This window comes from Lelliottia nimipressuralis, assembly GCF_004402045.1.
GTDB classification, from domain to species: Bacteria; Pseudomonadota; Gammaproteobacteria; order Enterobacterales; family Enterobacteriaceae; genus Enterobacter; species Enterobacter chinensis.
In genome coordinates this window covers 57,235-79,988 of the sequence record NZ_SOMG01000011.1, presented here as the reverse complement: position 1 = coordinate 79,988, position 22,754 = coordinate 57,235, and the positions used below count along the sequence as shown (strand labels likewise).

Genomic DNA, 22,754 nt, shown 5'->3' with positions numbered 1-22,754 from the left:
ATATGCCGGTTCATCGGTCAAATTAGCACATCCAATATACAGGACAGTGGTTATGTTCAGGCAGTTGAGAAAAACACTGGTTGCAACACTGATTGCCGCAGTGACGGTCGGTCAGGTGTTACCCGCTTTTGCTGACTCGTCCGATTCATTGCCGGACATGGGCACCACAGCAGGAAGCACGCTCTCTATTGGGCAAGAGATGCAAATGGGCGATTACTATGTTCGCCAGCTGCGCGGCAGCGCCCCGCTGATTAACGACCCTTTGTTGGTACAGTACATAAACGGGCTGGGGATGCGTCTGGTGGCGCACGCCGACTCGGTAAAAACGCCCTTCCATTTCTATTTAATTAATAATGACGAAATCAACGCCTTCGCCTTCTTTGGCGGTAACGTGGTACTGCATTCGGCGTTATTCCGTTACTCAGACAACGAAAGCCAGCTGGCCTCGGTGATGGCGCACGAAATTTCGCACGTCACGCAGCGCCACCTGGCGCGTGCGATGGAAGACCAGAAGCGTAATGCCCCGCTCACCTGGGTGGGCGCCCTGGGCTCTATTCTACTGGCGATGGCCAGCCCGCAGGCCGGGATGGCCGCCTTAACCGGTACGCTGGCCGGTACGCGTCAGGGGATGATCAGCTTTACCCAGCAAAACGAGCAGGAAGCGGACCGCATCGGCATTCAGGTACTACAGCGTTCGGGCTTTGACCCGCAGGCCATGCCGAGCTTCCTCGAAAAACTGCTCGATCAGGCACGTTATTCTTCCCGCCCACCGGAAATTCTGCTTACGCACCCGTTACCGGAAAGCCGTCTGTCGGATGCGCGCAACCGTGCCAACCAGATGCGTCCGGTCGTGGTCCAGTCTTCGCAGGATTTCTACATGGCGAAAGTGAGAACGCTGGGGATGTACAATTCCGGGCGTAACCAGCTCACCAGTGACCTGCTGGATGCCCTGGGAAAAGGCAACGTACGTGAGAAGAACGCCGCACAGTATGGTCAGGCGCTACAGGCGATGGAGGCCAGCAAATACGACGAGGCGCGTAAAGCCCTGCAACCGCTTCTGGCTGCCGACCCGAATAACCCGTGGTATCTCGATCTGTCGACGGATATCGATCTGGGGCAGAAGAAACCTGCCGATGCGATCAACCGCCTGAAAGGGGCGAAAGACGTCCGTACCAACCCGGTGCTGCAACTTAACCTGGCGAACGCTTACTTACAGGGCGGCCAGCCCGGGGAAGCAGCGACCATTCTGAACCGCTACACCTTTAATAATAAAGACGATCAAAACGGCTGGGATCTGCTCGCACAGGCGGAAGCTCAGCTGGGCAACCGCGATCAGGAGCTGGCGGCCCGTGCCGAAGGCTTTGCCCTGGTGGGGCGTCTCGATCAGGCGATTTCCACGCTCAGCAGCGCCAGCGCGCAGGTCAAACTCGGCAGCCTCCAGCAGGCCCGTTACGACGCGCGTATCGATCAGCTGCGCGGCCTGCAGCAGCGCTTTAAGCCTTACGAAAAGATGTAATAAAGGAGAGTTCACGTCATGACAGACGCCGTAAAAATCTATCACAACCCTCGCTGCTCCAAGAGCCGCGACACCCTGAGCCTGCTGAAATCTAACGGCGTTGAGCCGGAGGTGGTGCTGTATCTCGACACCCCACCTGACGCGCAAACCCTCCGCCAGCTGCTGCACATGCTGGGAATGGGCAGTGCAAGAGAGCTGATGCGCCAGAAAGAAGACCTGTATAAGTCGCTTAACCTGGACGACAGCCGCCTCACCGAGGCTGAGCTGATCCAGGCGATGGTTGACAATCCAAAGCTGATTGAGCGACCGATTGTGGTGGCCAACGGCCAGGCACGGATTGGTCGCCCGCCGGAAGACGTGCTCGAAATTCTCTAATCGTTACGCCGCAGCGCTTCGAGAAAGGCCTGCGGCGTCCTCTCTCCCAACTTTTTCTGCGCCTTTCCCCGGTTGTAAAATTCGCATAGCTGAATCAACAGCTCACCTGCCGGCTCACTGTTCAGACGCGGAATAATGTCGCATAGCGGCAGAGCAACCTGAACGGCGCGGTATTGCTGTGGGCGTACTTTCACAGCGACGTTACATTCCAGTTGGTTCACCTCTAAACCGAAAGTCTCAACAGATTGAATATCAGCCGGACAGGCTTCCAGCACGTCGTTCACCCAGCGGGTCAGCAGCTGCGGAGAAATGCCCGCATACAGCCGGGCATAGCACCAGCCACTCACGGGTTCACGCGCCCAGAGCAGATGCTGTTGCCCGCCATCGTCCATATGCAGCGACAGAGGCTGATAATGCAGCAGAAGTTTTTGCGGCACGATGCCCGCCTTTAGCGCCTTTTTCCCCTGTAGAGTCGCGCCCTTGTGCTTTGCCGAAGCCGGTTTAAGGTAACGGTTCAGGGTCGCGCGGGAGACGGCGATCCCGAGTCCGTCATTGACCATCAACAGCAGTTCGTCCAGCGGTGCGCCTGTAGCTTCACGCAAAGCATTCACCAGCGCAACCTGCTCTTGTCTCAGTGCTTTGTATATCACTTTTGGCGTTGTCTGGTTATCGGTAATCTGCTCACGGTTACGCCAGCGCCTGACGGTCGTGACAGAGATCCCGAGCTCAGTTGCGAGCTCTCTGTCGCTTTTAGCGGACTGCTGCAAATAGCGACGAATGCGTGGCGTGGTGGTGGCATTGGCATGCAGTTTAATTTCCATCGCAACAATTCCGTTAACTAATCATATGAGATTTATATAGCGCAGGCGGTTGCTTTGTGACCGATTTCACCTTTCGCTCGCCACGCTTCACTGATAATCCACAGACATAACATAAACCGCACCACTCAATCTTGTACGGAGTTCACAATGAACAATGTTCTGGGATTTCTTGAAGCAAAGCTGATGCCGCTGGCGGCCAAAACGGCACAGCAGCGCCACCTCGGGGCCATTCGCGGCGCCTACGTGTCGTTCATGCCCTTCATCATCGTCGGTTCTATTCTGCTGGTGATCTCGTCATTCCCGAATCAAACCTATCAACAGTTTATGTCTCAGGCCTTTGGTGCCAGCTGGAGCGCCATCATTGAAATTCCGTTCAACGCGGTGTTCTCGACCATGTCGCTGTTTATCAGCTTCCTGGTGGCTTTCCGCCTGGCCGAACACTACGGTGAAGACCGCATCTCCTGCGGTATTCTGGCGCTGGTCGCGTTTCTGATCCTGACGCCGTTTATTAAAGTGGCGGAGAACGGCGGGATCACCGTGATGCCGGTAGAGTGGATTGGCAGTAAAGGGCTGTTCGTGGCGATGATTGGTTCCCTGCTGTGGACGGAGCTGTTCTGCTGGCTCAAGCGCAAAAATCTGGTCATCAAAATGCCGGACGGCGTACCACCAGCGGTACAGGAGTCTTTCGCCGCGCTGATCCCGGCACTGCTGGTCATGATTCTGGTGCTGGTTATCCGCATCGTCTTTGAAAACACCCACTACAACACGATTCATCAGTTTATTTATGAGGTGGTTGCCACACCGGTGCGCCACTACGGCACCTCTTACTTTGGCGCGCTGATGACGGTATTCAGCATCACCATTCTGTGGTCAGTGGGCATTAACTCCGGCTCGATGATCAACGGCATTATTCGTCCCCTGTGGATGGAAAACCAGACCGATAACATCGCGGCCATTCAGGCAGGTGCCACGCCGCCGCACATTATTACGGAACAGTTTTTTGACATGATCTGGATGGGTGGCGCAGGCGCTACGCTGTCGCTGGTTATTGCGATGCTGATTTTCGCCCGCAGCAAAAACATGCGGGAAGTTGCGCGACTCGGCGCAGGGGCATCGGTGTTTAACATCAACGAACCGATTCTGTTTGGCCTGCCCGTGATCATGAACCCGATCATGCTTATCCCCTTCAATCTTGTCCCGCTGGTGCTGGTCACCGTGCAGTATGCCGCCATGAAAATTGGCGCGGTCGCCGTGACCACCGGGGTCTTTATTCCCTGGACGCTGCCGCCGGTGATCAGCGGTTTCATCGTCACCGGGCATCTCAGCGGCAGCGTGATGCAGCTTATTAACCTGCTGATTGGCGCCATGCTCTATCTGCCTTTTATGCGCATTGTGGACAAGCAGTACCGCGCGGCGGAAGTGGCTACCGCGACGCAAACCGACACGACACTTGCAAAACAGGAGTAAAGCATGTGGGGAATTATCGCCACCTGGCGAATGGCGCTTGAAGGCGTCACGGAGTCTGCCTCTGCGCTGGCTGCGGGAAAACCGGTCTCTGCGGCAGTGGTAGATGCCGTGGCCGCCGTCGAGGACTTTCCATTTTATAAATCCGTCGGCTATGGCGGACTGCCCACCGAAAATGGCGAGGTTGAGCTGGACGCCGCCTACATGGACGGCGACACGCTGGCGTTTGGTGCCGTGGGCAATCTGGTGGATATCGCCAACCCGGTACGCGTGGCGCAGGCGCTTAGCCGCCAGCGTTACAACAGCCTGCTGGTCGGCCAGGGAGCGCGCGAATGGGCGCTGAGCCAGGGCTTTGCGGACAAAACCATGCTCACCGACCGCGCCATGCAGCATTACCGCAAGCGCTGCCGGGAGACGCTGGATAAAGGCTTAAGCCCGTACGACGGTCACGACACCGTCGGGATTATCGGCCTCGACAAACAGGGGTCGATGAGCGTCGCCACCTCCACCAGCGGCCTGTTCATGAAAAAGCGCGGCCGACTCGGCGATTCGCCAATTATCGGTTCCGGCTTTTACTGCGACAGCGAAACCGGCGCCGCCATCGCCACGGGCGTGGGGGAAGATCTGATGAAAGGCTGTACCAGCTACGAAATCGTCCGCCGGATGGCGCAGGGCATGACGCCGCAGCAGGCGGCAGATTCGGTAGTGTTCGAGCTGGAAGACAAGCTGATGTCGCGCTTTGGCCGCGTGGGCGATCTCTCCGTGGTGTGCATGAATAACAAAGGCGAGTTCGGCGCGGCGACGAACATCAAAACCTTCTCGTTTGTGGTCGCCACCGCCCGCCAGCCGCTTACCGTATTTCGCACCGAGCGCCGGCAGGAGAAGACGCACTATCAGGCCGTGGATGACGAATGGATGCAGGCCTACGCTGCGCGGATCCGCGCGCCGATTGAGGAACAATGATGATTACGTATCAATTTATCACCACGCTGTCAGACGCGAAGCCAAAAAGCCATTTAATCGCCCGCGCCTCCTGCAGCCTGTTGCCGGATACGGCGCTTATCGCTGAAATGCGCGACCAGAACGCCATCGCGGACACGCGCTTTGGCTGCGCGCCTTTTGCCCGCATCTCTTTGCTGCCCGATACGCTCTGGCAGGACAGTCTGACCGAAGGATTACTTGCGGCGCTGCGCCCCCTGCTGGCCTCCCCCGTCAGCCCGGATGTAGTTATAGACATTACTCATATCGATGACGTTGTGCTGGTACAGGTGCTGCGTTTTCTCTTTAACCAGGCGCACAGGCTGAGCGATTTGCAGCTGAAGAAAACCGCCAGCGACGTTCGTCTTGAGCGGATTACCGCGCTCTGCCTGCCGGAACAGCAGGACAAGCTGGACGCTATCTTCCGCCAGCAGCAGGCTATCGCCAGGGGGATGGTCTGCGCGCGTCGTCTGGCGGATACCCCTTCTGACCGCTGCACGCCGCAGTTTGTGGTCGAAGAGGCGCAAAAGCTGTGTGCCGCCTTCCCGGCCCTGCGGTGTGAGGTACTCAACGAAACAGACATTGTTGAGCAAGGTTTGGGGCTCCTTCATGCCGTAGGCAAAGGCGCCTCCTGCCCGCCGCGGCTGCTGGCGATCCACTATGACGGTGTTTCTGACGGCCAGGTATGCTGCTATGTAGGAAAAGGTATTACCTTTGATACCGGAGGGCTGTGGCTAAAGGAAGGCGCAGGCATGTACACCATGAAATATGACATGTGCGGGGCGGCAAACGTGCTGGGCCTGATGCTCGCGGTCGCAGAACTTGGCCTTCCCGTTCGCATCATGGGCGTGCTGGCGCTGGCGGAAAATGCGATAGGTCCGGACGCCATGCAGCCCGGCACGGTCGCGAGGGCCTGCAACGGCACTACGGTTGAAATCAACAATACCGATGCCGAAGGCCGCCTGGTACTGGCAGACGCGATTGCCTGGGCCAGCCAGCGGCATCCGCAGGCGCGCTATATCATTGATATGGCGACCTTAACCGGTGCGGTGGTGAAAGCGCTGGGGTATGAGCTGAGCGGGCTGATGACCCAGGATGAACCGCTGCGTAAGGCGCTAACGCAGGCGGGTAAACAGAGCGGCGATGAAGTGTGGTCCCTGCCGCTGGACGCGCGGCTGAAAAAGCAGACCGACAGCGCGATTGCCGATCTGTGCAACACGCCGACCAACAATGCGGCAATCAGCGCCTCGGCGGCGTGGCTGCTGCATCACTTCTGCCCGCCGACCATTCCGTGGGCGCATCTGGATATCAGCGGAACGGCGCTGTGGCGTGAAAACGGACAGAGCGTGGCATCAGGGAGGCCGATTCCGCTGCTGGTGAAGCATCTAATGGGAGATCTCTAGCCCGGTGGCGCCACGCTTACCGGGCCTACGAAACCCGAAGGCTCCTGTAGGCCGGGTAAGGCGCAGCCGCCACCCGGCACAACTACAGCTTGAGAATATCTTTCACAAACGGAATGGTCAGCTTGCGCTGGGCGGTAATGGAAGCGCGATCGAGCTGATCGAGCGTATCAAACAGCGTGCGCATTTCCCTGTCCAGACGCTTAAGCAGGAAACGCCCCACGTCCTCCGGCAGCTCAAATCCACGCTGCTTTGCCCGCAGCTGTAACGCCTGGAGTTTGTCTTCATCCGACAGCGGCTGGAGCTTGTAGATTTGGCCCCAGTCCAGACGAGACGCCAGATCCGGTAGCCCAAGGTTAAGCTGGCGCGGCGGACGATCGCCGGTGATCAGCAGCCGGGTTTTGCCCGACTCCAGAATGCGGTTATAGAGGTTAAAGATCGCCATTTCCCACGGCTCATCCCCCGCCACGCATTCGATATTATCGATGCACACCAGGGAGAGATGTTCCATTCCCTCCAGCACGTCAGGCACAAACCAGGTACGTTTATCCAGCGGCACATAGCCTACCGCATCACCCCGCGCGGAGAGCTCCGCACAGGCGGCATGCAACAGGTGGCTGCGCCCCGCGCCTTCGCGTGACCAGATATAGATGTATCCGCTGTGATCCTGGCGCAGCACGTTTTGCAGTGCAGCCAGTAAAGAGGGGTTATCACCCGGCCAGAAACTCGCGAAAGTTTCGTCGTCAGGGAGATAGAGTGGCAGAGAGAGCTGTGCCGGTCCGTTCAGAAGTACCTCAACCAGATCTTACATAAAATCGGAACGGAGTTTAACACGGAACCTGCAAGGAGAGAACCGGGCGATCCTTCGCCCGGTTAAACGATCAATGTGACGCTTTTTCGCTGTCGTCAGCGTCCAGTATCTCTTCTTCCGGGCGGAGCACAGAGATCAGCTTGAAGATCAGGCTCAGGCCGACTCCGACGATAGTTGCCAGCGCCATACCTTTCAGCTCGGCCGCACCAATGTGCACCTTCGCACCGCTCACGCCGATGATCAGGATAACGGAGGTCAGGATCAGGTTCTGCGCTTTGCTGTAATCCACTTTAGATTCAATCAGCACGCGAATACCGGATGCGCCGATCACGCCGTACAGCAGCAGAGACACACCGCCCATTACCGGCACCGGAATGATCTGGATAGCGGCCGCCAGCTTACCGACGCAGGAGAGCAGAATGGCAATGATCGCCGCGCCGCCGATAACCCAGGTACTGTAGACGCGGGTAATGGCCATCACGCCGATGTTCTCACCGTAGGTGGTATTTGGCGTGGAGCCAAAGAACCCCGAGATAATGGTCGAGAATCCGTTGGCAAACATGGAACGATGCAGACCCGGATCGCGGATTAAATCGCGCTTGACGATGTTCGCCGTCACCACCAGGTGGCCGACGTGCTCCGCAATCACTACCAGCGCCGCGGGCAGAATGGTGAAGATAGCAAACCATTCGAAGCGTGGCGTATAGAAGGTTGGCAGAGCGAACCAGTGCGCCTGAGCGATTGGAGTGGTATCCACCACGCCCATTGCGAAGGAGAGCGCATAGCCCGCCAGCACGCCGATCAGGATCGGGATAATCGCCATGAAGCCGCGGAACAGCACGGAGCCAAACACCGTTACGCCCAGCGTTACGAGCGAGATGATAATGGTTTTGGAATCCGGTGACTGGCCGTCAGCAGGCAGCAGACCGGCCATATTCGCCGCCACGCCCGCCAGCTCCAGACCGATGACCGCAACGATGGCGCCCATCGCGGCAGGCGGGAACATGACGTCCAGCCAGCCGGTACCGGCTTTCTTCACGATAAAAGACACCACGCAGAACAGGACGCCACACATAATAAACCCGCCCAGCGCCACTTCATAACCCAACGGCAGCAGCAGTAAAACCGGCGAGATAAAGGCGAAGCTCGACCCCAGATACGCCGGGATTTTGCCTTTACAGATAAAGAGGTACAGCAGCGTACCAATGCCGTTGAACAGCAGCACGGTAGCCGGGTTAATGTGAAACAGGATTGGCACCAGCACGGTTGCGCCAAACATGGCGAACAGGTGCTGCAAACTAAGCGGGATAGTCTGTAAAAGCGGCGGTCTTTCACTCACCCCGATAGCACGGCGCGTCATAGTGTTTTCCTCTGAGTAGTATTGTTGTTGGTGTTTTATTCAAAAAAAAGCCGACTATCAAAGTCGGCTTATTTATCGTTATTCGATTATTTCGTACCAAAGATCTTATCGCCGGCATCGCCCAGCCCCGGGATGATGTACCCGTGCTCGTTAAGGCCCTGGTCGATAGAGGCGGTATACAGCTCAACGTCCGGGTGCGCTTTTTCCAGCGCCGCGATCCCTTCCGGTGCCGCAACCAGCACCAGCACTTTGATGCTGCTGCAGCCCGCTTTTTTCAGCAGGTCGATGGTCGCGATCATTGAACCGCCGGTCGCCAGCATTGGGTCAACCACCAGCGCCATACGCTCGTCGATGTTAGACACCAGCTTCTGGAAGTAAGGAACCGGCTCCAGCGTCTCTTCATTACGGTAGATCCCGACCACGCTGATACGCGCACTTGGCACGTGCTCCAGCACGCCTTCCATCATGCCGAGACCGGCACGCAGGATTGGCACAACGGTAATTTTCTTACCTTTGATCTGCTCAACCTGCACCGGGCCGTTCCAGCCTTCGATGGTCACTTTTTCCGTTTCCAGGTCAGAGGTCGCTTCGTAGGTCAGCAGGCTGCCGACTTCAGATGCCAGTTCGCGAAAACGCTTCGTGCTGATGTCATGCTCACGCATCAGGCCCAACTTGTGTTTAACGAGTGGGTGTTTCACTTCCACAATCTTCATTCTCTTTCTCCTCTGAGGTGGCATCCGCAAAAAAATCGCGGGATTATACCGCTTTTTTCGGATTAGGCCATACCCATCTTGCTTGACGTATATCAAGCAAAGTGATTTAGAGATAAAAAAAACCGGAGGCGAGACTCCGGCTTGGGTGCGGGTTCTGCCCGGTGGCGCTACGCTTACGCGGGCCTACGTGTAGTGTAGGTCGGGTAAGCGTTAGCGCCACCCGACAATTACAGGTTATCGCCGTTACTCGCGATCACCTGCTTATACCAGTCGAACGACTTCTTCTTGCTGCGGTTCAGCGTGCCGTTACCTTCATTATCTTTATCGACAAAGATAAAGCCGTAGCGCTTTTTCATTTCGCCCGTGCCGGCAGAAACGAGGTCGATACAGCCCCACGGGGTATACCCCATCAGGTCAACGCCATCTTCCACTACCGCTTTTTTCATCTCGCGGATGTGTGCGGCCAGGTAGTCAATACGGTACTGGTCGTCCACCGTGCCGTCGCTCTCCTGCACGTCAATAGCGCCAAAGCCGTTTTCCACGATAAACAGCGGCAGCTGGTAGTGATCCCAGAACCAGTTCAGGGAGTAGCGCAGCCCTACCGGGTCAATCTGCCAGCCCCAGTCGGATTTCTGCACGTACGGGTTAGAGACCAGGCTCTTGCTCTCGTCGTAATCCAGCTGCGGGTTATCCGCCGTCGCTTTGGTGGCGAAAGACATGTAATAGCTGAACCCGATGTAATCCACGCAGCCCTGCGTCAGCGCCGCTTTATCTTCTTCGGTGATATCCAGCGCGAAACCGCGACGCTCAAAGTAGTTGAGCAGATGCTGCGGATACTTGCCGCGCACGTGAACGTCGGTGAACCAGTAACGACGGTGCATGGCGTTCATCGCCATCATCATATCGTCAGGCGCGCAGGTCAGCGGATAGATAGGGCACATGGCAATCATGCAGCCGATGTGCAGCGACGGATTAATCTCGCGCCCCGCCTTCACCGCCAGGGCGCTGGCCACCAGCTCATAGTGCGCGGCCTGGAACATCACCGGCTCACGGTCTTCACCCGGCTCATACTTCAGCCCGGAATTGGTGAACGGCGCAAAGTCTTCGTGGAAGTTGGCCTGGTTGTTGATCTCGTTGAAGGTCATCCAGTACTTCACTTTATGCTGGTAGCGCTGGAAAACGACTTTTGCGAAACGAACGAAGAAGTCGATCAGCTTACGGTTGCGCCATCCACCGTATTCCGTGACCAGATGGAAAGGCATTTCGAAGTGAGAAAGCGTGATAACCGGTTCGATGCCGTATTTCAGACATTCGTCGAACAGATCGTCATAGAATTTCAGGCCAGCCTCGTTAGGCTCCAGCTCGTCCCCTTTCGGGAAAATACGCGTCCAGGCGATAGAAGTACGGAAGCATTTGAACCCCATCTCGGCAAAGAGTTTGATGTCTTCTTTATAGCGATGGTAGAAATCGATGGCTTCGTGGTTCGGGTAGTTTTTTCCTGGCAGCACGCCGTTGGTGATTTCACGCGGTACGCCGTGCGCGCCGGCGGTCATGACGTCGGCGACGCTCACCCCTTTGCCGCCCTCTTTCCAGCCGCCTTCCAGCTGATGCGCGGCAACCGCGCCGCCCCACAGAAAACCTGCTTTAAATCCTGACATACTTTTTCCCTCATTCGATGTTGCGGATTGCTGACGGATACTGCTGTCTGAAGTGGTAAACCGCGCCAATTAACCCGGCGCGGTTGCCGTGGCTGACAACATCGGCGATATCCGCGATGCCAAACCACGAGAGATGGGTGCGAAGCAAATCCATAAACCCGGGGCGCTCCGCAATTCCGCCGCCAATGAATATGGTCTGCGGATCGAAAACATTCGCCAGGTTGTAGAGACCTGTCGCAATACCGTTAAGAAAATCATCCACCAGGCGGCGGCACACGGCGTCGCCTGCGTCATAACCGTCAAAAATGGCTTCGCCGGTCACGTCATCAAGCGCCAGCCCGTAAAAATCGCTGTAACGCTTGCGAAGGGTGCGTAACGTGCAGTTTTCATTCATGGAGTGGCGGGCAACGCGTCTTGAGTCCGCCCTTTCCGTGAGCATGTAGCCGAACTCCCCGGCGCGAAAACGCGCCCCGTGAACCAGCCTGCCGTTGCAGAAAATCGCCCCGCCGATCCCGGTGCCGATGGTCAGCACCAGAAAGTTGTCGATATCCGTCGCCTTGCCCTGCCAGCGCTCCGCCAGCAGCACGCAGTTGGCGTCATTCTCTACAGTGACCGGTAACCCCGTCTGCGCCTCAAGCCAGGCTTTCATCGCGAACTGGTCGAAGCGGCGAATCGCCCCGCCCATGTCGATAAACCCGGTATGCGGATTCACATACCCCGGCGCGCTGACGGCGATCCCCGCAAGCCCGGGATGCGCCGCCACCCAGCCCAGCATCTGCGAAAGGATGGCCTCGCCGTCGCTGTTTTTAATGGCGGCCTTGTCCCTCTGCAGCAGCGCTCCCTGCCCTGTCGCGATACCCATTTTTAAGGCGGTGCCACCAATATCAAATGCGGCAATGTTCATGACTTCATCCCTCCTGAATGAAACTGAAACCGGTTTCAGTTTATGATGTTCATTCCGCAAACCGCTTGCAAGCGGATCGCCGAAACCGGTTTCATTTTCGTGAACGGAGTCAAGTTTGCACGCCGTACGAGACGCAACAGAAAAAAAAATCCTCTTGCCGAGAATAGGCTCGCAAACGTTTGCCTGGACTGTTAGAATTGCGCCGATTTTTCTTACTAGCTATGCAATCGCGTGGGGATTTAAGCCGTGACCAACAAAACTTCTCTCAGCTACAAAGATGCCGGTGTTGATATTGACGCAGGTAATGCGCTGGTTGACCGAATCAAAGGTGTGGTGAAAAAAACCCGCCGCCCGGAAGTGATGGGTGGTCTGGGTGGATTCGGCGCACTGTGCGCGCTGCCGCAAAAATATCGTGAACCTGTTCTGGTCTCGGGTACTGATGGTGTAGGCACAAAACTGCGCCTGGCGATGGATTTAAAACGTCACGACACGATCGGTATCGATCTGGTCGCGATGTGCGTAAACGACCTGGTGGTTCAGGGTGCAGAGCCGCTGTTCTTCCTCGACTACTACGCGACCGGCAAACTGGACGTGGATACCGCAGCCAGCGTGATTAACGGTATCGCCGAAGGCTGCTTACAGTCAGGCTGTGCGCTGGTCGGTGGCGAAACCGCGGAAATGCCAGGCATGTATCACGGCGAAGATTACGACGTCGCAGGCTTCTGCGTCGGCGTGGTAGAAAAATCAGAAATTATCGACGGCAGCAAAGTGGCCGATGGCGATGTGCTGATCGCGCTGGCCTCCAGCGGCCCGCACTCAAACGGCTACTCTCTGGTGCGTAAAATCCTTGAGGTGAGCGGTTGCGACCCACAGACCACCGAGCTTGAAGGTAAACCGCTGGCGGACCATCTGCTGGCGCCGACCCGCATCTACGTGAAAAACGTGCTTGAACTTATCGAGAACGTCGACGTTCACGCTATCGCTCACCTGACCGGCGGCGGCTTCTGGGAAAACATTCCGCGCGTGCTGCCAGACAACACGCAGGCGGTGATCGACGAATCGTCATGGCAGTGGCCAGCCGTGTTCAACTGGCTGCAGACCGCAGGCAATGTGAGCTCTCACGAAATGTATCGCACCTTTAACTGTGGCGTGGGTATGGTTATCGCCCTGCCGGCAAGTGAAGCGGACAAAGCGGTTAAACTGCTGACAGAGAAAGGTGAAAACGCGTGGAAAATCGGTACGATTAAAGCTTCCGATTCCGAACAGCGTGTGGTCATTGAATGAAAAACATCGTGGTGCTCATTTCCGGCAACGGAAGCAATTTGCAGGCGATAATCGACGCCTGCAAACAGAAGAAAATCAACGGCACCATTCGGGCAGTATTCAGCAACAAGGCCGATGCGTTCGGCCTTGAGCGCGCCCGGGAAGCGAACATTCCCGCGCACGCGCTGGAAGCCAGCCAGTTCGCCGGTCGTGAAGCCTTTGACCGTGAGCTGGTTCAGGAGATTGATGCCTACGCCCCTGACGTCGTGGTGCTGGCGGGGTATATGCGAATTCTGAGCCCGGCTTTTGTCGCGCATTACGCCGGACGTCTGCTGAATATTCACCCTTCGCTTCTGCCGAAATATCCCGGCCTGCACACCCATCGTCAGGTTCTGGAAAACGGCGATGAAGAGCATGGCACCTCCGTGCATTTCGTTACTGACGAACTGGACGGCGGTCCGGTGATCCTGCAGGCGAAAGTTCCGGTCTTTGACGGCGACAACGAAGAAGACGTGACCGAACGCGTGCAGACTCAGGAGCATGCCATTTACCCGCTGGTGGTCAGCTGGTTTGTTGACGGGCGTCTGGCGATGCGCGACGGCGCAGCATGGCTGGATGGCGTTAAGCTCCCCCCGCAGGGTTATGCGGCGGAAGAGTAGTTGGTTATGTCGGGTAGCGCTGCTGCGCTTACCCGACCTGTACATCGCATTACCCGATATTCCCTTCTCCAACCTTCTAAAATCCCCAACAAAAAAAATAACTGTCATACTTTTCTGGCACTGTTGGACATATCGTGGAAATGCTCGCCATAATAAGGACGAGACGGATTTACCACGTCCTGTGATTGAACTGGAGTGTGAGCTGTAATGGGTCAGGAAAAGTTATATATCGAGAAAGAGCTAAGCTGGTTAGCATTCAACGAACGTGTACTCCAGGAAGCGGCTGACAAAAGTAACCCGCTGATCGAGCGCATGCGTTTTTTGGGCATTTATTCCAACAACCTGGATGAGTTCTATAAGGTTCGCTTTGCCGAGCTGAAAAGACGCATCATCATTAGCGAAGAACAGGGCTTAAACTCTCACTCGCGTCATCTGCTGGGCAAAATACAGGCCCGCGTGCTGAAAGCCGATCAGGAATTTGACGGCCTGTATAACGAACTCCTGCTGGAGATGGCGCGTAATCAAATCTTCCTGATTAACGAACGCCAGCTTTCCGTTAACCAGCAAAACTGGCTGCGGCACTACTTCAAACACTATCTGCGCCAGCACATTACCCCGATTCTGATCAACCGCGAAACCGATCTGGTGCAGTTCCTGAAAGATGACTACACCTACCTGGCGGTGGAGATCATTCGCGGTGAATCTATCCGTTACGCGCTGCTGGAGATCCCGTCCGACAAGGTGCCACGCTTTGTGAACCTGCCGCCGGAAACCCCGCGCAGACGCAAACCGATGATCCTGCTGGATAACATCCTGCGCTATTGCCTGGACGACATCTTTAAAGGCTTCTTCGATTACGATGCGTTAAACGCCTACTCGATGAAGATGACCCGTGACGCCGAATATGACCTGGTGCACGAGATGGAAGCCAGCCTGATGGAGCTGATGTCATCCAGCCTTAAACAGCGTCTGACGGCCGAACCGGTGCGCTTTGTTTATCAGCGCGATATGCCAGACGCCATGGTGGAAATGTTGCGCGAGAAACTGACCATTTCGCGCTATGACTCCATCGTGCCGGGTGGCCGTTACCACAACTTTAAAGACTTTATTGGCTTCCCGAACGTCGGCAAAGCCAATCTGGTGAACAAGCCGCTGCCGCGCCTGCGCCATCTGTGGTTTGATAAATTCCGCAACGGGTTCGACGCCATTCGCGAACGCGATGTCCTGCTCTACTATCCGTATCACACGTTCGAGCACGTGCTGGAACTGCTGCGTCAGGCCTCTTTCGACCCGAACGTCCTGGCGATCAAAATCAACATCTACCGCGTGGCAAAAGATTCCCGCATCATCGACGCGATGATCCATGCGGCGCACAACGCCAAAAAAGTCACCGTGGTGGTTGAGCTGCAGGCGCGCTTCGACGAAGAGGCGAACATTCACTGGGCGCGCCGTCTGACGGAAGCGGGCGTACACGTCATCTTCTCCGCGCCAGGACTGAAAATTCACGCCAAGCTGTTCCTGATCTCGCGTAAAGAGGGCGATGAGGTGGTGCGTTATGCCCACATCGGTACCGGAAACTTTAACGAGAAAACCGCGCGAATTTATACCGACTACTCGCTGCTGACCGCCGATGCCCGCATCACGAACGAGGTGCGCCGGGTGTTTAACTTTATTGAGAACCCGTACCGTCCGGTGAGCTTCGATTATCTGCTGGTGTCGCCGCAGAACTCGCGCCGTCTGCTGTACGATATGATCGACAAAGAGATCGCCAATGCCCAGAAAGGGCTGTCGTCAGGCATCACGCTGAAGCTCAACAACCTGGTCGACAAAGGTCTGGTGGACAGGCTGTACGCGGCGTCCAGTTCCGGCGTGCCGGTTAACCTGCTGATCCGCGGCATGTGCTCCCTGATCCCTGAACTGGAAGGCATCAGCGACAATATTCGGGTGATCAGCATTGTTGACCGTTACCTGGAACACGATCGGGTCTATATTTTTGATAATGCGGGTGATAAACAGGTCTATCTCTCTTCTGCAGACTGGATGACGCGCAATATTGACTACCGAATTGAAGTCGCGACGCCGCTGCTGGATCCACGCCTGAAGCAGCAGATCCTCGACATCATCGAGATTCTGTTCAGCGATACCGTGAAAGCACGCTATATCGACAAAGAACTCAGTAACCGCTACGTACCGCGCGGCAACCGCCGTAAAGTGCGGTCGCAACTGGCGATTTACGACTATATCAAATCACTCGAGCAACCCGATTAACCTATGCCGATAAATGATAAGACCCCACGTCCGCAGGAATTCGCCGCGGTCGATCTTGGCTCTAACAGTTTCCACATGGTCATCGCCCGTGAGGTGGATGGCGCGCTGCAGATCATCGGTCGTCTGAAGCAGCGCGTACACCTGGCGGATGGTCTTGATGAACGCAGCATGCTTAGCGAAGAGGCGATGGAGCGTGGGTTAAACTGCCTGTCGCTGTTTGCTGAACGCCTGCAGGGCTTCTCGCCCTCCAGCGTGTGCATCGTGGGCACCCACACCCTGCGCCAGGCGCTGAACGCGCCAGAATTCCTCAAGCGGGCCGAAAAAGTGATCCCCTACCCGATTGAGATCATCTCCGGTAACGAGGAGGCGCGTCTGATTTTCATGGGCGTCGAGCACACCCAACCGGAAAAAGGGCGCAAGCTGGTTATTGATATCGGCGGCGGCTCTACGGAGCTGGTGATCGGCGAAGACTTTGAGCCACGTCTGGTGGAAAGCCGCCGTATGGGCTGCGTCAGCTTCGCGCAGATGTATTTCCCGGGCGGCACCATCACCCGTGAGAACTTCCAGCGCGCGCGTATGGCGGCTGTCCAGAAGCTGGAAAACCTGGCCTGGCAGTACCGTATTCAGGGCTGGAACGTAGCGCTGGGCGCGTCAGGCACCATCAAAGCGGCGCATGAAGTGCTGCTGGCGATGGGTGAAAAAGACGGGTTTATCACGCCCGAGCGCCTGACACTGCTTACCGAAGAGGTGCTGAAAAATAAAAGCTTCGACGCCTTAAGCCTGCCGGGCCTTTCCGACGAGCGCAAAGCGGTCTTCGTGCCGGGGCTGGCTATCCTCTGCGGCGTGTTTGATGCGCTGGCCATTAAAGAGCTGCGTCTTTCTGACGGCGCGCTGCGTGAAGGTGTGCTGTATGAGATGGAAGGCCGCTTCCGCCATCAGGATATCCGCAGCCGCACCGCGCAAAGCCTGGCAAACCAGTACAACATCGATCGGGAACAGGCGAAGCGAGTTCTGGAAACGACCGTTCAGATGTACGATCAATGGCAGGAGCAGAACCCTAAGCTGGCGCACCCGCAGCTTGCCGCCCTGCTGAAATGGGCAGCGATGCTGCACGAAGTGGGACTGAATATCAACCACAGCGGGATGCACCGCCATTCGGCGTATATTCTGCAAAACAGCGATCTGCCTGGCTTCAACCAGGAGCAGCAAACCATGATGGCGACCCTGGTGCGCTATCACCGTAAAGCCATCAAGCTTGACGATCTGCCGCGCTTCACGCTGTTCAAGAAGAAGCAGTTCCTGCCGCTGATTCAGCTGCTGCGTCTGGGCGTGCTGCTCAATAACCAGCGTCAGGCAACCACCACGCCGCCAACGCTGAAGCTGAAAACCGACGACCATCACTGGACGCTAAGCTTCCCGCACGACTGGTTTAGCCAGAACGCGCTGGTCCTGCTGGACCTGGAAAAAGAGCAGCAGTACTGGGAAGCGGTCACCGGCTGGCTGCTCAAAATCGAAGAAGAGAGTGCCGACGTCGCCGCGTAACGCCTCAGGCGTCCGAGGAGGACGCCTCAGCTTCCAGCAGTGACTCAAGCGGTACCGGCCTGCCAATCAAATAGCCCTGCACATAATCAATACCTAGCGCGTTAACCGCGCTACGTATCTCTTCGGTCTCGACATACTCTGCGACCACCAGCATTTTCTTCATGCGCGCCAGATGGCAGATAGAGGCCACTATCTGGTAATCCAGGCTGTTGTTGACGATATTGCGGATAAAGCTGCCGTCGATCTTGAGAATGTCCGCATCCACGCTTTTCAGCCGTGCATAGCTCGCATACCCGGTACCGAAATCATCAATCGCAATGCGTACCCCCATTTTCTGCAGCTGCTGAAGGATGTGTAGCGCCTGCTCCCCGCTGCCGAAAGTGCTGCACTCCGTCACCTCAAAAATCATCTGCCACGGCTCGATGGCGTATTTCGCCAGCAGGCGACTCACCTCGAGCGGGAACTGCACCCGACAAACGGTTGAAGGGGCCAGATTAATGGCAAAACGCTGTCCGGGCAGCCTTTCGCGATGCGCGGCCAGAAAGCGCAGGGTGTGCTCCAGCACCCACAAATCCACCCGCGACGACAAACCAAACTCCTGCGCAACGGGCAAGAATTGATCGGGAGAGATCAATAACCCGTTGACATCCGACATCCGCAGCAAGACTTCGTGATAGCGATCGCCTCGCAGGCCGCGAACGGGCTGCGCCAGCAGGGTGAATTCGTTGTTATCGAGCGCCTTTTGCAGGCGGCTCATCATCGCGACTTTATCCTTCAGGCTACGCTGCAAATGGACCGCACCACGCTGCTGAAGATTTTCCGGATGGTTGGAGGAGAGCGACATATCGGCAACTACCCCCAGTTCCCCCAGGACCAGATAGAGATGGTTAACCGGAGAACGTACATAGCAGTAGCTCACGCCAACCTGCGGCTGCAGCGGCATGCCATCCCAGACAAAGCGGAACTGTTTGATATGCTCGTCCAGGGCTTCAATCCGCTGCTGGTGAGATTCCGCGTTGAGCCGCACCGCCAGGTCATACCCGGTCAGGTGATACACCTGCTCATTGGGCTGGAGCGTGCCATTAACCCACTGCGCCAGCTGCTGTTTGTACAAAATACGCAGCAACACACCGTAATTTCGCCCCAGAATTTCCAGTTCCGGAATGCGCAGCAGGCAGAGCGCCGACCACGGGTTCTTTGCCAGATCGCGCGACAATGCCCGCAGGTTAGGCATATGTACGACCGGGTCGAGCAGCGCCAGCCTGCGGGAGCGTTTATTCACGGCGCGCTGGCGAGTCGCCATCATCGACATATAAATCACCACAAACGAGAAGACCAGGTAACTGGAAGAGGTGATCGCCAGCTGGATGTCATACCCTTGGTTAACCGGGATATAGTGGTAAAAATAGTGAATAGACACCAGCAGCACCGGTGTCCAGATCAGCGATACCAGCTTATAGCCAAAACGCATCGCGCCCCAGAGCATCACCGGCATCAGCAATGACAGGGTGTAGTTGGTGGTGAAAATGGAGCTGTTTTCGTTCATCGGAAGCAGCAGCAGTGAAAGCAGCCCGCCAAGCGCAACAGCCCATAGTAAAAACTCAGCGATCGTCACCTTTTTATCTATCTGGGAACGGATCTGCGAGACAAGGCTTTTGACATAACGCGGATGGCGAATCAGGCGGATCAGCAGATAGCTCAACGGCACGCCCGTCAGCCCGCTGACCAGCAGTGCCTGATAGTTAATGAGCGTGCGAATATTAAGAGGGTTTAATCCCGCCAGGCTCTGGCGGCTCTCATACACGCCCAGATAGACCGCAAACTGAAACAACACCAGAAACAGCGTCGCGGGGCAGAAGACCTGCCAGAAGATGCGCTGCGCCATCAGCCGGACGTCGCCGTAAGCCGTCATATTCCGTCGGGGCGCAAACACCCGGTAACCCCCCCAGCTGAGCACTAAAGGAATGATAAAATGGAGCATACCGGCGACAGTTTCAAACATCCCGACCGACGGGTAATAGCGGATAAACAGCGACAGCGCGATCCCGGGAAGGGCTCCCAGGCCAAAGAACATCATCAGCGAAAGCAAAAATGAGAGGGGCAAATAATAGAGTGCCACAATGCCGTCGCCCAACTGCGTGAACGTATTGGCGACGCTCAGCACGGGAAGTAAAACCACAGGTAAAATAAGCGGCAATGCCCACCAGCGGTTTTCATTGTTTTTCAGGAAAGCGAGAATATTCATAGATGCCCAGTTAAACCCCTATCGCTCCAGAGGGAAAATAAAGACAGGCATCCAACCTGACGTACGCGTCACCCGGCCACGAGCGGGGCGAACAGTGTGGAGGAAGGATTTTAAATATCAGGGCCGGGAATCCGTTGACTTAAATCAAACTAATTTACGCAAATAACTTTTTGTGGTGTTTTTTTTGAAATATTTTTCTTCATATTATCAATATGGTAAATGCATTAATTAATTTCAATAACATTAACCAATGTAAACATTGACGGTTATTTACACACTCCAGAATTGACCCCATCTTCCCGCTGTGCCTTAATATCCTTATCGCCCAAAAGGGCTTACCCAGGAAAAACAGAGTGAGTCAGGTCACGCGTATGCGCAAACGACATCGATTTAACACCCGAATGACCCGCATCATACTGCTCATCAGCTTCCTGTTTTTCTTTGGCCGCTTCGTTTACTCTTCGATTGGCGCCTGGTATCACCATCAGGACAAAACCCAGTCACAGCAATCCAGCCTGACCGTCGACACCGCTGACCGCTAGGCCGCCGGAGGGTTTTGCACTATCCGAATAATGCCTGCTATGCCTTTGCTCAGGATTTTATCCTGCCGCATCACCACGGCCAGCTGCCGCTGCAGCACGGGCGTCAGCGACATCACGCACAGCCCTTCGCGATCGGCATCCTCTTTGACCGCCATTCGCGGCACAATGCTGTAGCCCAGCCCCGCACGAACCATGCGTTTGATCGCCTCTATGCTGCCAAGCTGCATCACCGGCGCGATCGTTAATCCACTGCCTGCAAACCAGCCGTCGATCAGCGCCCGGGTACCGCTGCCGGATTCAAAGGCAATCAGCGGCTGAGCGTGCAGTGCCTGTGGGGTGAAATCCCTGAAAGCATCCTGCTGCCCTCGCGACGCGATAAAGACAAACTCCTCGTCCATCACCGGCATCACCTCCAGCGCTCTGCTACTCACCGGCAGCGTCACCAGCCCCATATCGAGACGGTTTTCTTCGATGGCCCTGACGATGTCGAGGGTGTTACCCGTCGTCACCCCCACGCTCAGGAGCGGAAAGTCGCGGCGTAGCTGTTCCAGCAGCGGCGGCAAAAGATGGATACAGGCCGTTGCCCCCGTGCCAAGCGTAATGGTGCCGCTCACGTCGTGGCTGAACGCGCTCACGGAGCGGATGGCGTCATCCACCGCCTGCTGAATACGCTCCCCATGGGCCAGCAAAGCCTGCCCGGCATCCGTCGCCTTAATGCCACGCCCGGTACGCTCCACCAGCCGCGTTTGCAGAAATTGCTCCAGCTGGCGTATTTGCAGGCTGACGGCGGGCTGGGAAATGCCGAGCAGATCCGCTGCCGCTGAAAAGCTGCCGCGCTGGATCGCCAGACGGAACGTGGCGAGATAGCCCAGATTAAGCGTCGTCATTCAAAGTTTCTCTTATACCGCGCATAAGGTTGCTGCCCTGCCAGCACAATACCGCGCGAGTTATGCTCAGGACAACTGCACAGCGGAATGAAAACAATGGAAACACCTGCCCTGCCTCGCCGACTCGCCCTCACGGCGGGATGTAATCAACTCATCAACTGGGGGATCTCGTTTTATATGCCCGGCACTTTTGCGCAGGCCATTTCAGCCGACCGGGGATGGTCATCACCGCAGATTTACCTCGGCCTGACGCTGGCGATGCTGGTGATGGCGGCGGTCTCCCCTTTTGTCGCCCGTCTGCTCGCGCGCTTTGGCGGCCAGAAGGTGGTGATGAGCGGCACGTTGCTGATCGCCATCAGCTGCGCGGGGATGGCGTATACCCAGACGCTTTTTGGCTGGTACTGCGCCTGGCTGGTCACCGGCGTCGGGATGCGCCTGTCGCTGTACGATGCGCTGTTCGCCGCGCTGGTGAACCTCTACGGACAGCAGGCGCGAAGAACAATTTCACGGGTCACGCTGGCGGGCGGGCTGGCCTCCGCCATCTTCTGGCCGCTGGGCGATAGCCTGCTTCACATCATGGGCTGGCAGGATGCGCTACGCGTCTATGCCCTCTTTGGCCTGTTGAGCGCGGTGCTGATACGCACGCTTCCCCGGCAGCGGCTGACGGTGACGACAAAAGTTACCGCGCCGCCGCTGAACAACGAACGGCGTAACGGCTGGCTTTATGCCGCCTTCATTGCCCTCATCACCTTTGTCTCTAACGGCACGTCCACTCATCTGCCGGAGTTTATTGAAAGCTTCGGCCTGCCGGTCGCCATCGGCATGCTGTGGGGAATCGGCCAGACGGGCGCGCGCGCCCTGGAGGTACTGGCGGGTGCCCGCTTAACCCCCTTCACATTAACGCTTTTTACCGCTCTCGCCATGCCGCTCTGTTTTCTTCTGGGGATAAGCAGCGCCCTGTTTGTCTGGTGCGCGGCCGGGTTTGTGCTGGGCTATGGCGCCATCAACGGGCTGGTTACCATCGTGAAAGCCACCCTGCCGCTGGAGCTGTTTAGCGCGGAAAGCTATGCCCGCCGTACGGGCATGCTGCTTATCCCCGGCCAGCTTATGGCGGCAGCCTCACCGTTTGCCTATGCGTGGTTCAACAAAACGCTGGGGATCGCTGGCGCAATGTGGGTGTCAACGGGGCTGACGCTGGTGATTGCCGGGCTGGCGATAGCCATCGTGCGCCGTCCCGGCAGGCAAACTGTATCGCACTGTATCAAGCAGGCCACGCTGACAAACGGGTACAAAACGCCTCCTCCGGCAAATATCTCCGATACATAAAAATGGTTTTCTTTCCCTGTTG

General features: G+C 56.7%; 19 protein-coding genes. 11 read left to right on the top strand and 8 right to left on the bottom strand.

What is annotated here, in order from left to right:
• The first annotated feature begins 52 nt into the window (after positions 1-52).
• A complete protein-coding gene (gene bepA, locus E3U32_RS03630) occupies positions 53-1,516 on the top strand; it encodes a beta-barrel assembly-enhancing protease (protein ID WP_134347673.1) in 1,464 nt (487 codons plus the stop codon).
• Between the two features lie 18 nt (positions 1,517-1,534).
• Positions 1,535-1,891: an arsenate reductase (glutaredoxin) gene (gene arsC, locus E3U32_RS03625; protein WP_134347672.1), complete on the top strand. Its 357-nt coding sequence runs from the start codon at positions 1,535-1,537 to the stop codon at positions 1,889-1,891.
• Here arsC and E3U32_RS03620 read toward each other — a convergent pair.
• A complete protein-coding gene (locus E3U32_RS03620) occupies positions 1,888-2,712 on the bottom strand; it encodes an XRE family transcriptional regulator (RefSeq protein WP_134347671.1) in 825 nt (274 codons plus the stop codon). The two genes, arsC and E3U32_RS03620, sit on opposite strands and share 4 nt — an antisense overlap.
• A 147-nt stretch (positions 2,713-2,859) precedes the next feature.
• Here E3U32_RS03620 and celB point away from each other — a divergent pair, with 147 nt between their 5' ends.
• Genes celB through E3U32_RS03605 form a run of 3 tightly spaced genes read left to right on the top strand, consistent with a single transcriptional unit; the run spans position 2,860 to position 6,557 of the window.
• A complete protein-coding gene (gene celB, locus E3U32_RS03615; protein WP_134347670.1) occupies positions 2,860-4,179 on the top strand; it encodes a PTS cellobiose transporter subunit IIC in 1,320 nt (439 codons plus the stop codon).
• A gap of 3 nt (positions 4,180-4,182) precedes the next feature.
• On the top strand, positions 4,183-5,139 hold the full coding sequence (locus E3U32_RS03610) for a N(4)-(beta-N-acetylglucosaminyl)-L-asparaginase (RefSeq protein WP_134347669.1): 957 nt from the start codon (positions 4,183-4,185) through the stop codon (positions 5,137-5,139).
• Entirely contained in the window at positions 5,139-6,557 is a 1,419-nt protein-coding gene (locus E3U32_RS03605; RefSeq protein ID WP_134347668.1) for a leucyl aminopeptidase family protein, read from the top strand. The genes E3U32_RS03610 and E3U32_RS03605 overlap by 1 nt, the downstream gene beginning before the upstream one ends.
• Positions 6,558-6,639: 82 nt before the next feature.
• Here E3U32_RS03605 and E3U32_RS03600 read toward each other — a convergent pair whose 3' ends face one another.
• The 5 genes from E3U32_RS03600 to bglK all read right to left on the bottom strand — a co-directional run bounded on the left by E3U32_RS03600 (position 6,640) and on the right by bglK (position 12,000).
• On the bottom strand, positions 6,640-7,341 hold the full coding sequence (locus tag E3U32_RS03600) for a DnaA inactivator Hda (protein ID WP_216821201.1): 702 nt from the start codon (positions 7,339-7,341) through the stop codon (positions 6,640-6,642).
• 94 nt (positions 7,342-7,435) lie between these two features.
• A complete protein-coding gene (gene uraA, locus E3U32_RS03595; RefSeq protein WP_134347667.1) occupies positions 7,436-8,725 on the bottom strand; it encodes a uracil permease in 1,290 nt (429 codons plus the stop codon).
• Positions 8,726-8,811: 86 nt separating this feature from the next.
• Positions 8,812-9,438, bottom strand: a complete 627-nt coding sequence (upp, locus tag E3U32_RS03590; RefSeq protein WP_008501641.1) for a uracil phosphoribosyltransferase — start codon at positions 9,436-9,438, stop codon at positions 8,812-8,814.
• A 227-nt stretch (positions 9,439-9,665) separates the two neighbouring features.
• Complete coding sequence (locus E3U32_RS03585; protein ID WP_134347666.1) at positions 9,666-11,096, bottom strand: 6-phospho-beta-glucosidase; 1,431 nt, start codon at positions 11,094-11,096, stop codon at positions 9,666-9,668.
• Positions 11,097-11,106: 10 nt separating this feature from the next.
• The gene (bglK, locus tag E3U32_RS03580) at positions 11,107-12,000 is read right to left on the bottom strand and encodes a beta-glucoside kinase BglK (RefSeq protein ID WP_134347665.1); all 894 of its coding nucleotides are present in this window, start codon (positions 11,998-12,000) and stop codon (positions 11,107-11,109) included.
• 246 nt (positions 12,001-12,246) lie between these two features.
• On the opposite strand from bglK, the gene purM reads away from it, so the two are divergent.
• The 4 genes from purM to ppx all read left to right on the top strand — a co-directional run bounded on the left by purM (position 12,247) and on the right by ppx (position 17,732).
• Positions 12,247-13,284 (top strand): phosphoribosylformylglycinamidine cyclo-ligase, encoded by a 1,038-nt coding sequence (gene purM / locus E3U32_RS03575; protein ID WP_025758936.1) that lies wholly within the window; start codon positions 12,247-12,249, stop codon positions 13,282-13,284.
• Positions 13,281-13,922, top strand: coding sequence for a phosphoribosylglycinamide formyltransferase (gene purN, locus E3U32_RS03570; protein WP_134347664.1), 642 nt, complete (start codon positions 13,281-13,283; stop codon positions 13,920-13,922). Before purM ends, purN begins: the two co-directional genes overlap by 4 nt.
• 207 nt (positions 13,923-14,129) lie before the next feature.
• A complete protein-coding gene (ppk1, locus tag E3U32_RS03565; RefSeq protein WP_134347663.1) occupies positions 14,130-16,190 on the top strand; it encodes a polyphosphate kinase 1 in 2,061 nt (686 codons plus the stop codon).
• A gap of 3 nt (positions 16,191-16,193) precedes the next feature.
• Positions 16,194-17,732 carry an exopolyphosphatase gene (ppx, locus tag E3U32_RS03560; protein ID WP_134347662.1) on the top strand — a complete coding sequence of 513 codons (1,539 nt, stop codon included), beginning with the start codon at positions 16,194-16,196 and terminating at the stop codon, positions 17,730-17,732.
• A gap of 4 nt (positions 17,733-17,736) precedes the next feature.
• Here ppx and E3U32_RS03555 read toward each other — a convergent pair whose 3' ends face one another.
• Entirely contained in the window at positions 17,737-19,977 is a 2,241-nt protein-coding gene (locus E3U32_RS03555; RefSeq protein ID WP_134347661.1) for a sensor domain-containing phosphodiesterase, read from the bottom strand.
• 353 nt (positions 19,978-20,330) lie between these two features.
• Here E3U32_RS03555 and E3U32_RS03550 point away from each other — a divergent pair, with 353 nt between their 5' ends.
• Positions 20,331-20,519 carry a YfgG family protein gene (locus E3U32_RS03550; protein WP_021241815.1) on the top strand — a complete coding sequence of 63 codons (189 nt, stop codon included), beginning with the start codon at positions 20,331-20,333 and terminating at the stop codon, positions 20,517-20,519.
• On the opposite strand, the gene E3U32_RS03545 is transcribed toward E3U32_RS03550, so the two are convergent.
• Positions 20,516-21,406: a LysR family transcriptional regulator gene (locus E3U32_RS03545; RefSeq protein WP_134347660.1), complete on the bottom strand. Its 891-nt coding sequence runs from the start codon at positions 21,404-21,406 to the stop codon at positions 20,516-20,518. The genes E3U32_RS03550 and E3U32_RS03545 overlap by 4 nt on opposite strands.
• A gap of 96 nt (positions 21,407-21,502) precedes the next feature.
• Between E3U32_RS03545 and E3U32_RS03540 the strand changes: the two genes are divergently transcribed.
• Positions 21,503-22,732, top strand: a complete 1,230-nt coding sequence (locus E3U32_RS03540) for an MFS transporter (RefSeq protein WP_134347659.1) — start codon at positions 21,503-21,505, stop codon at positions 22,730-22,732.
• Positions 22,733-22,754 lie beyond the last annotated feature (22 nt).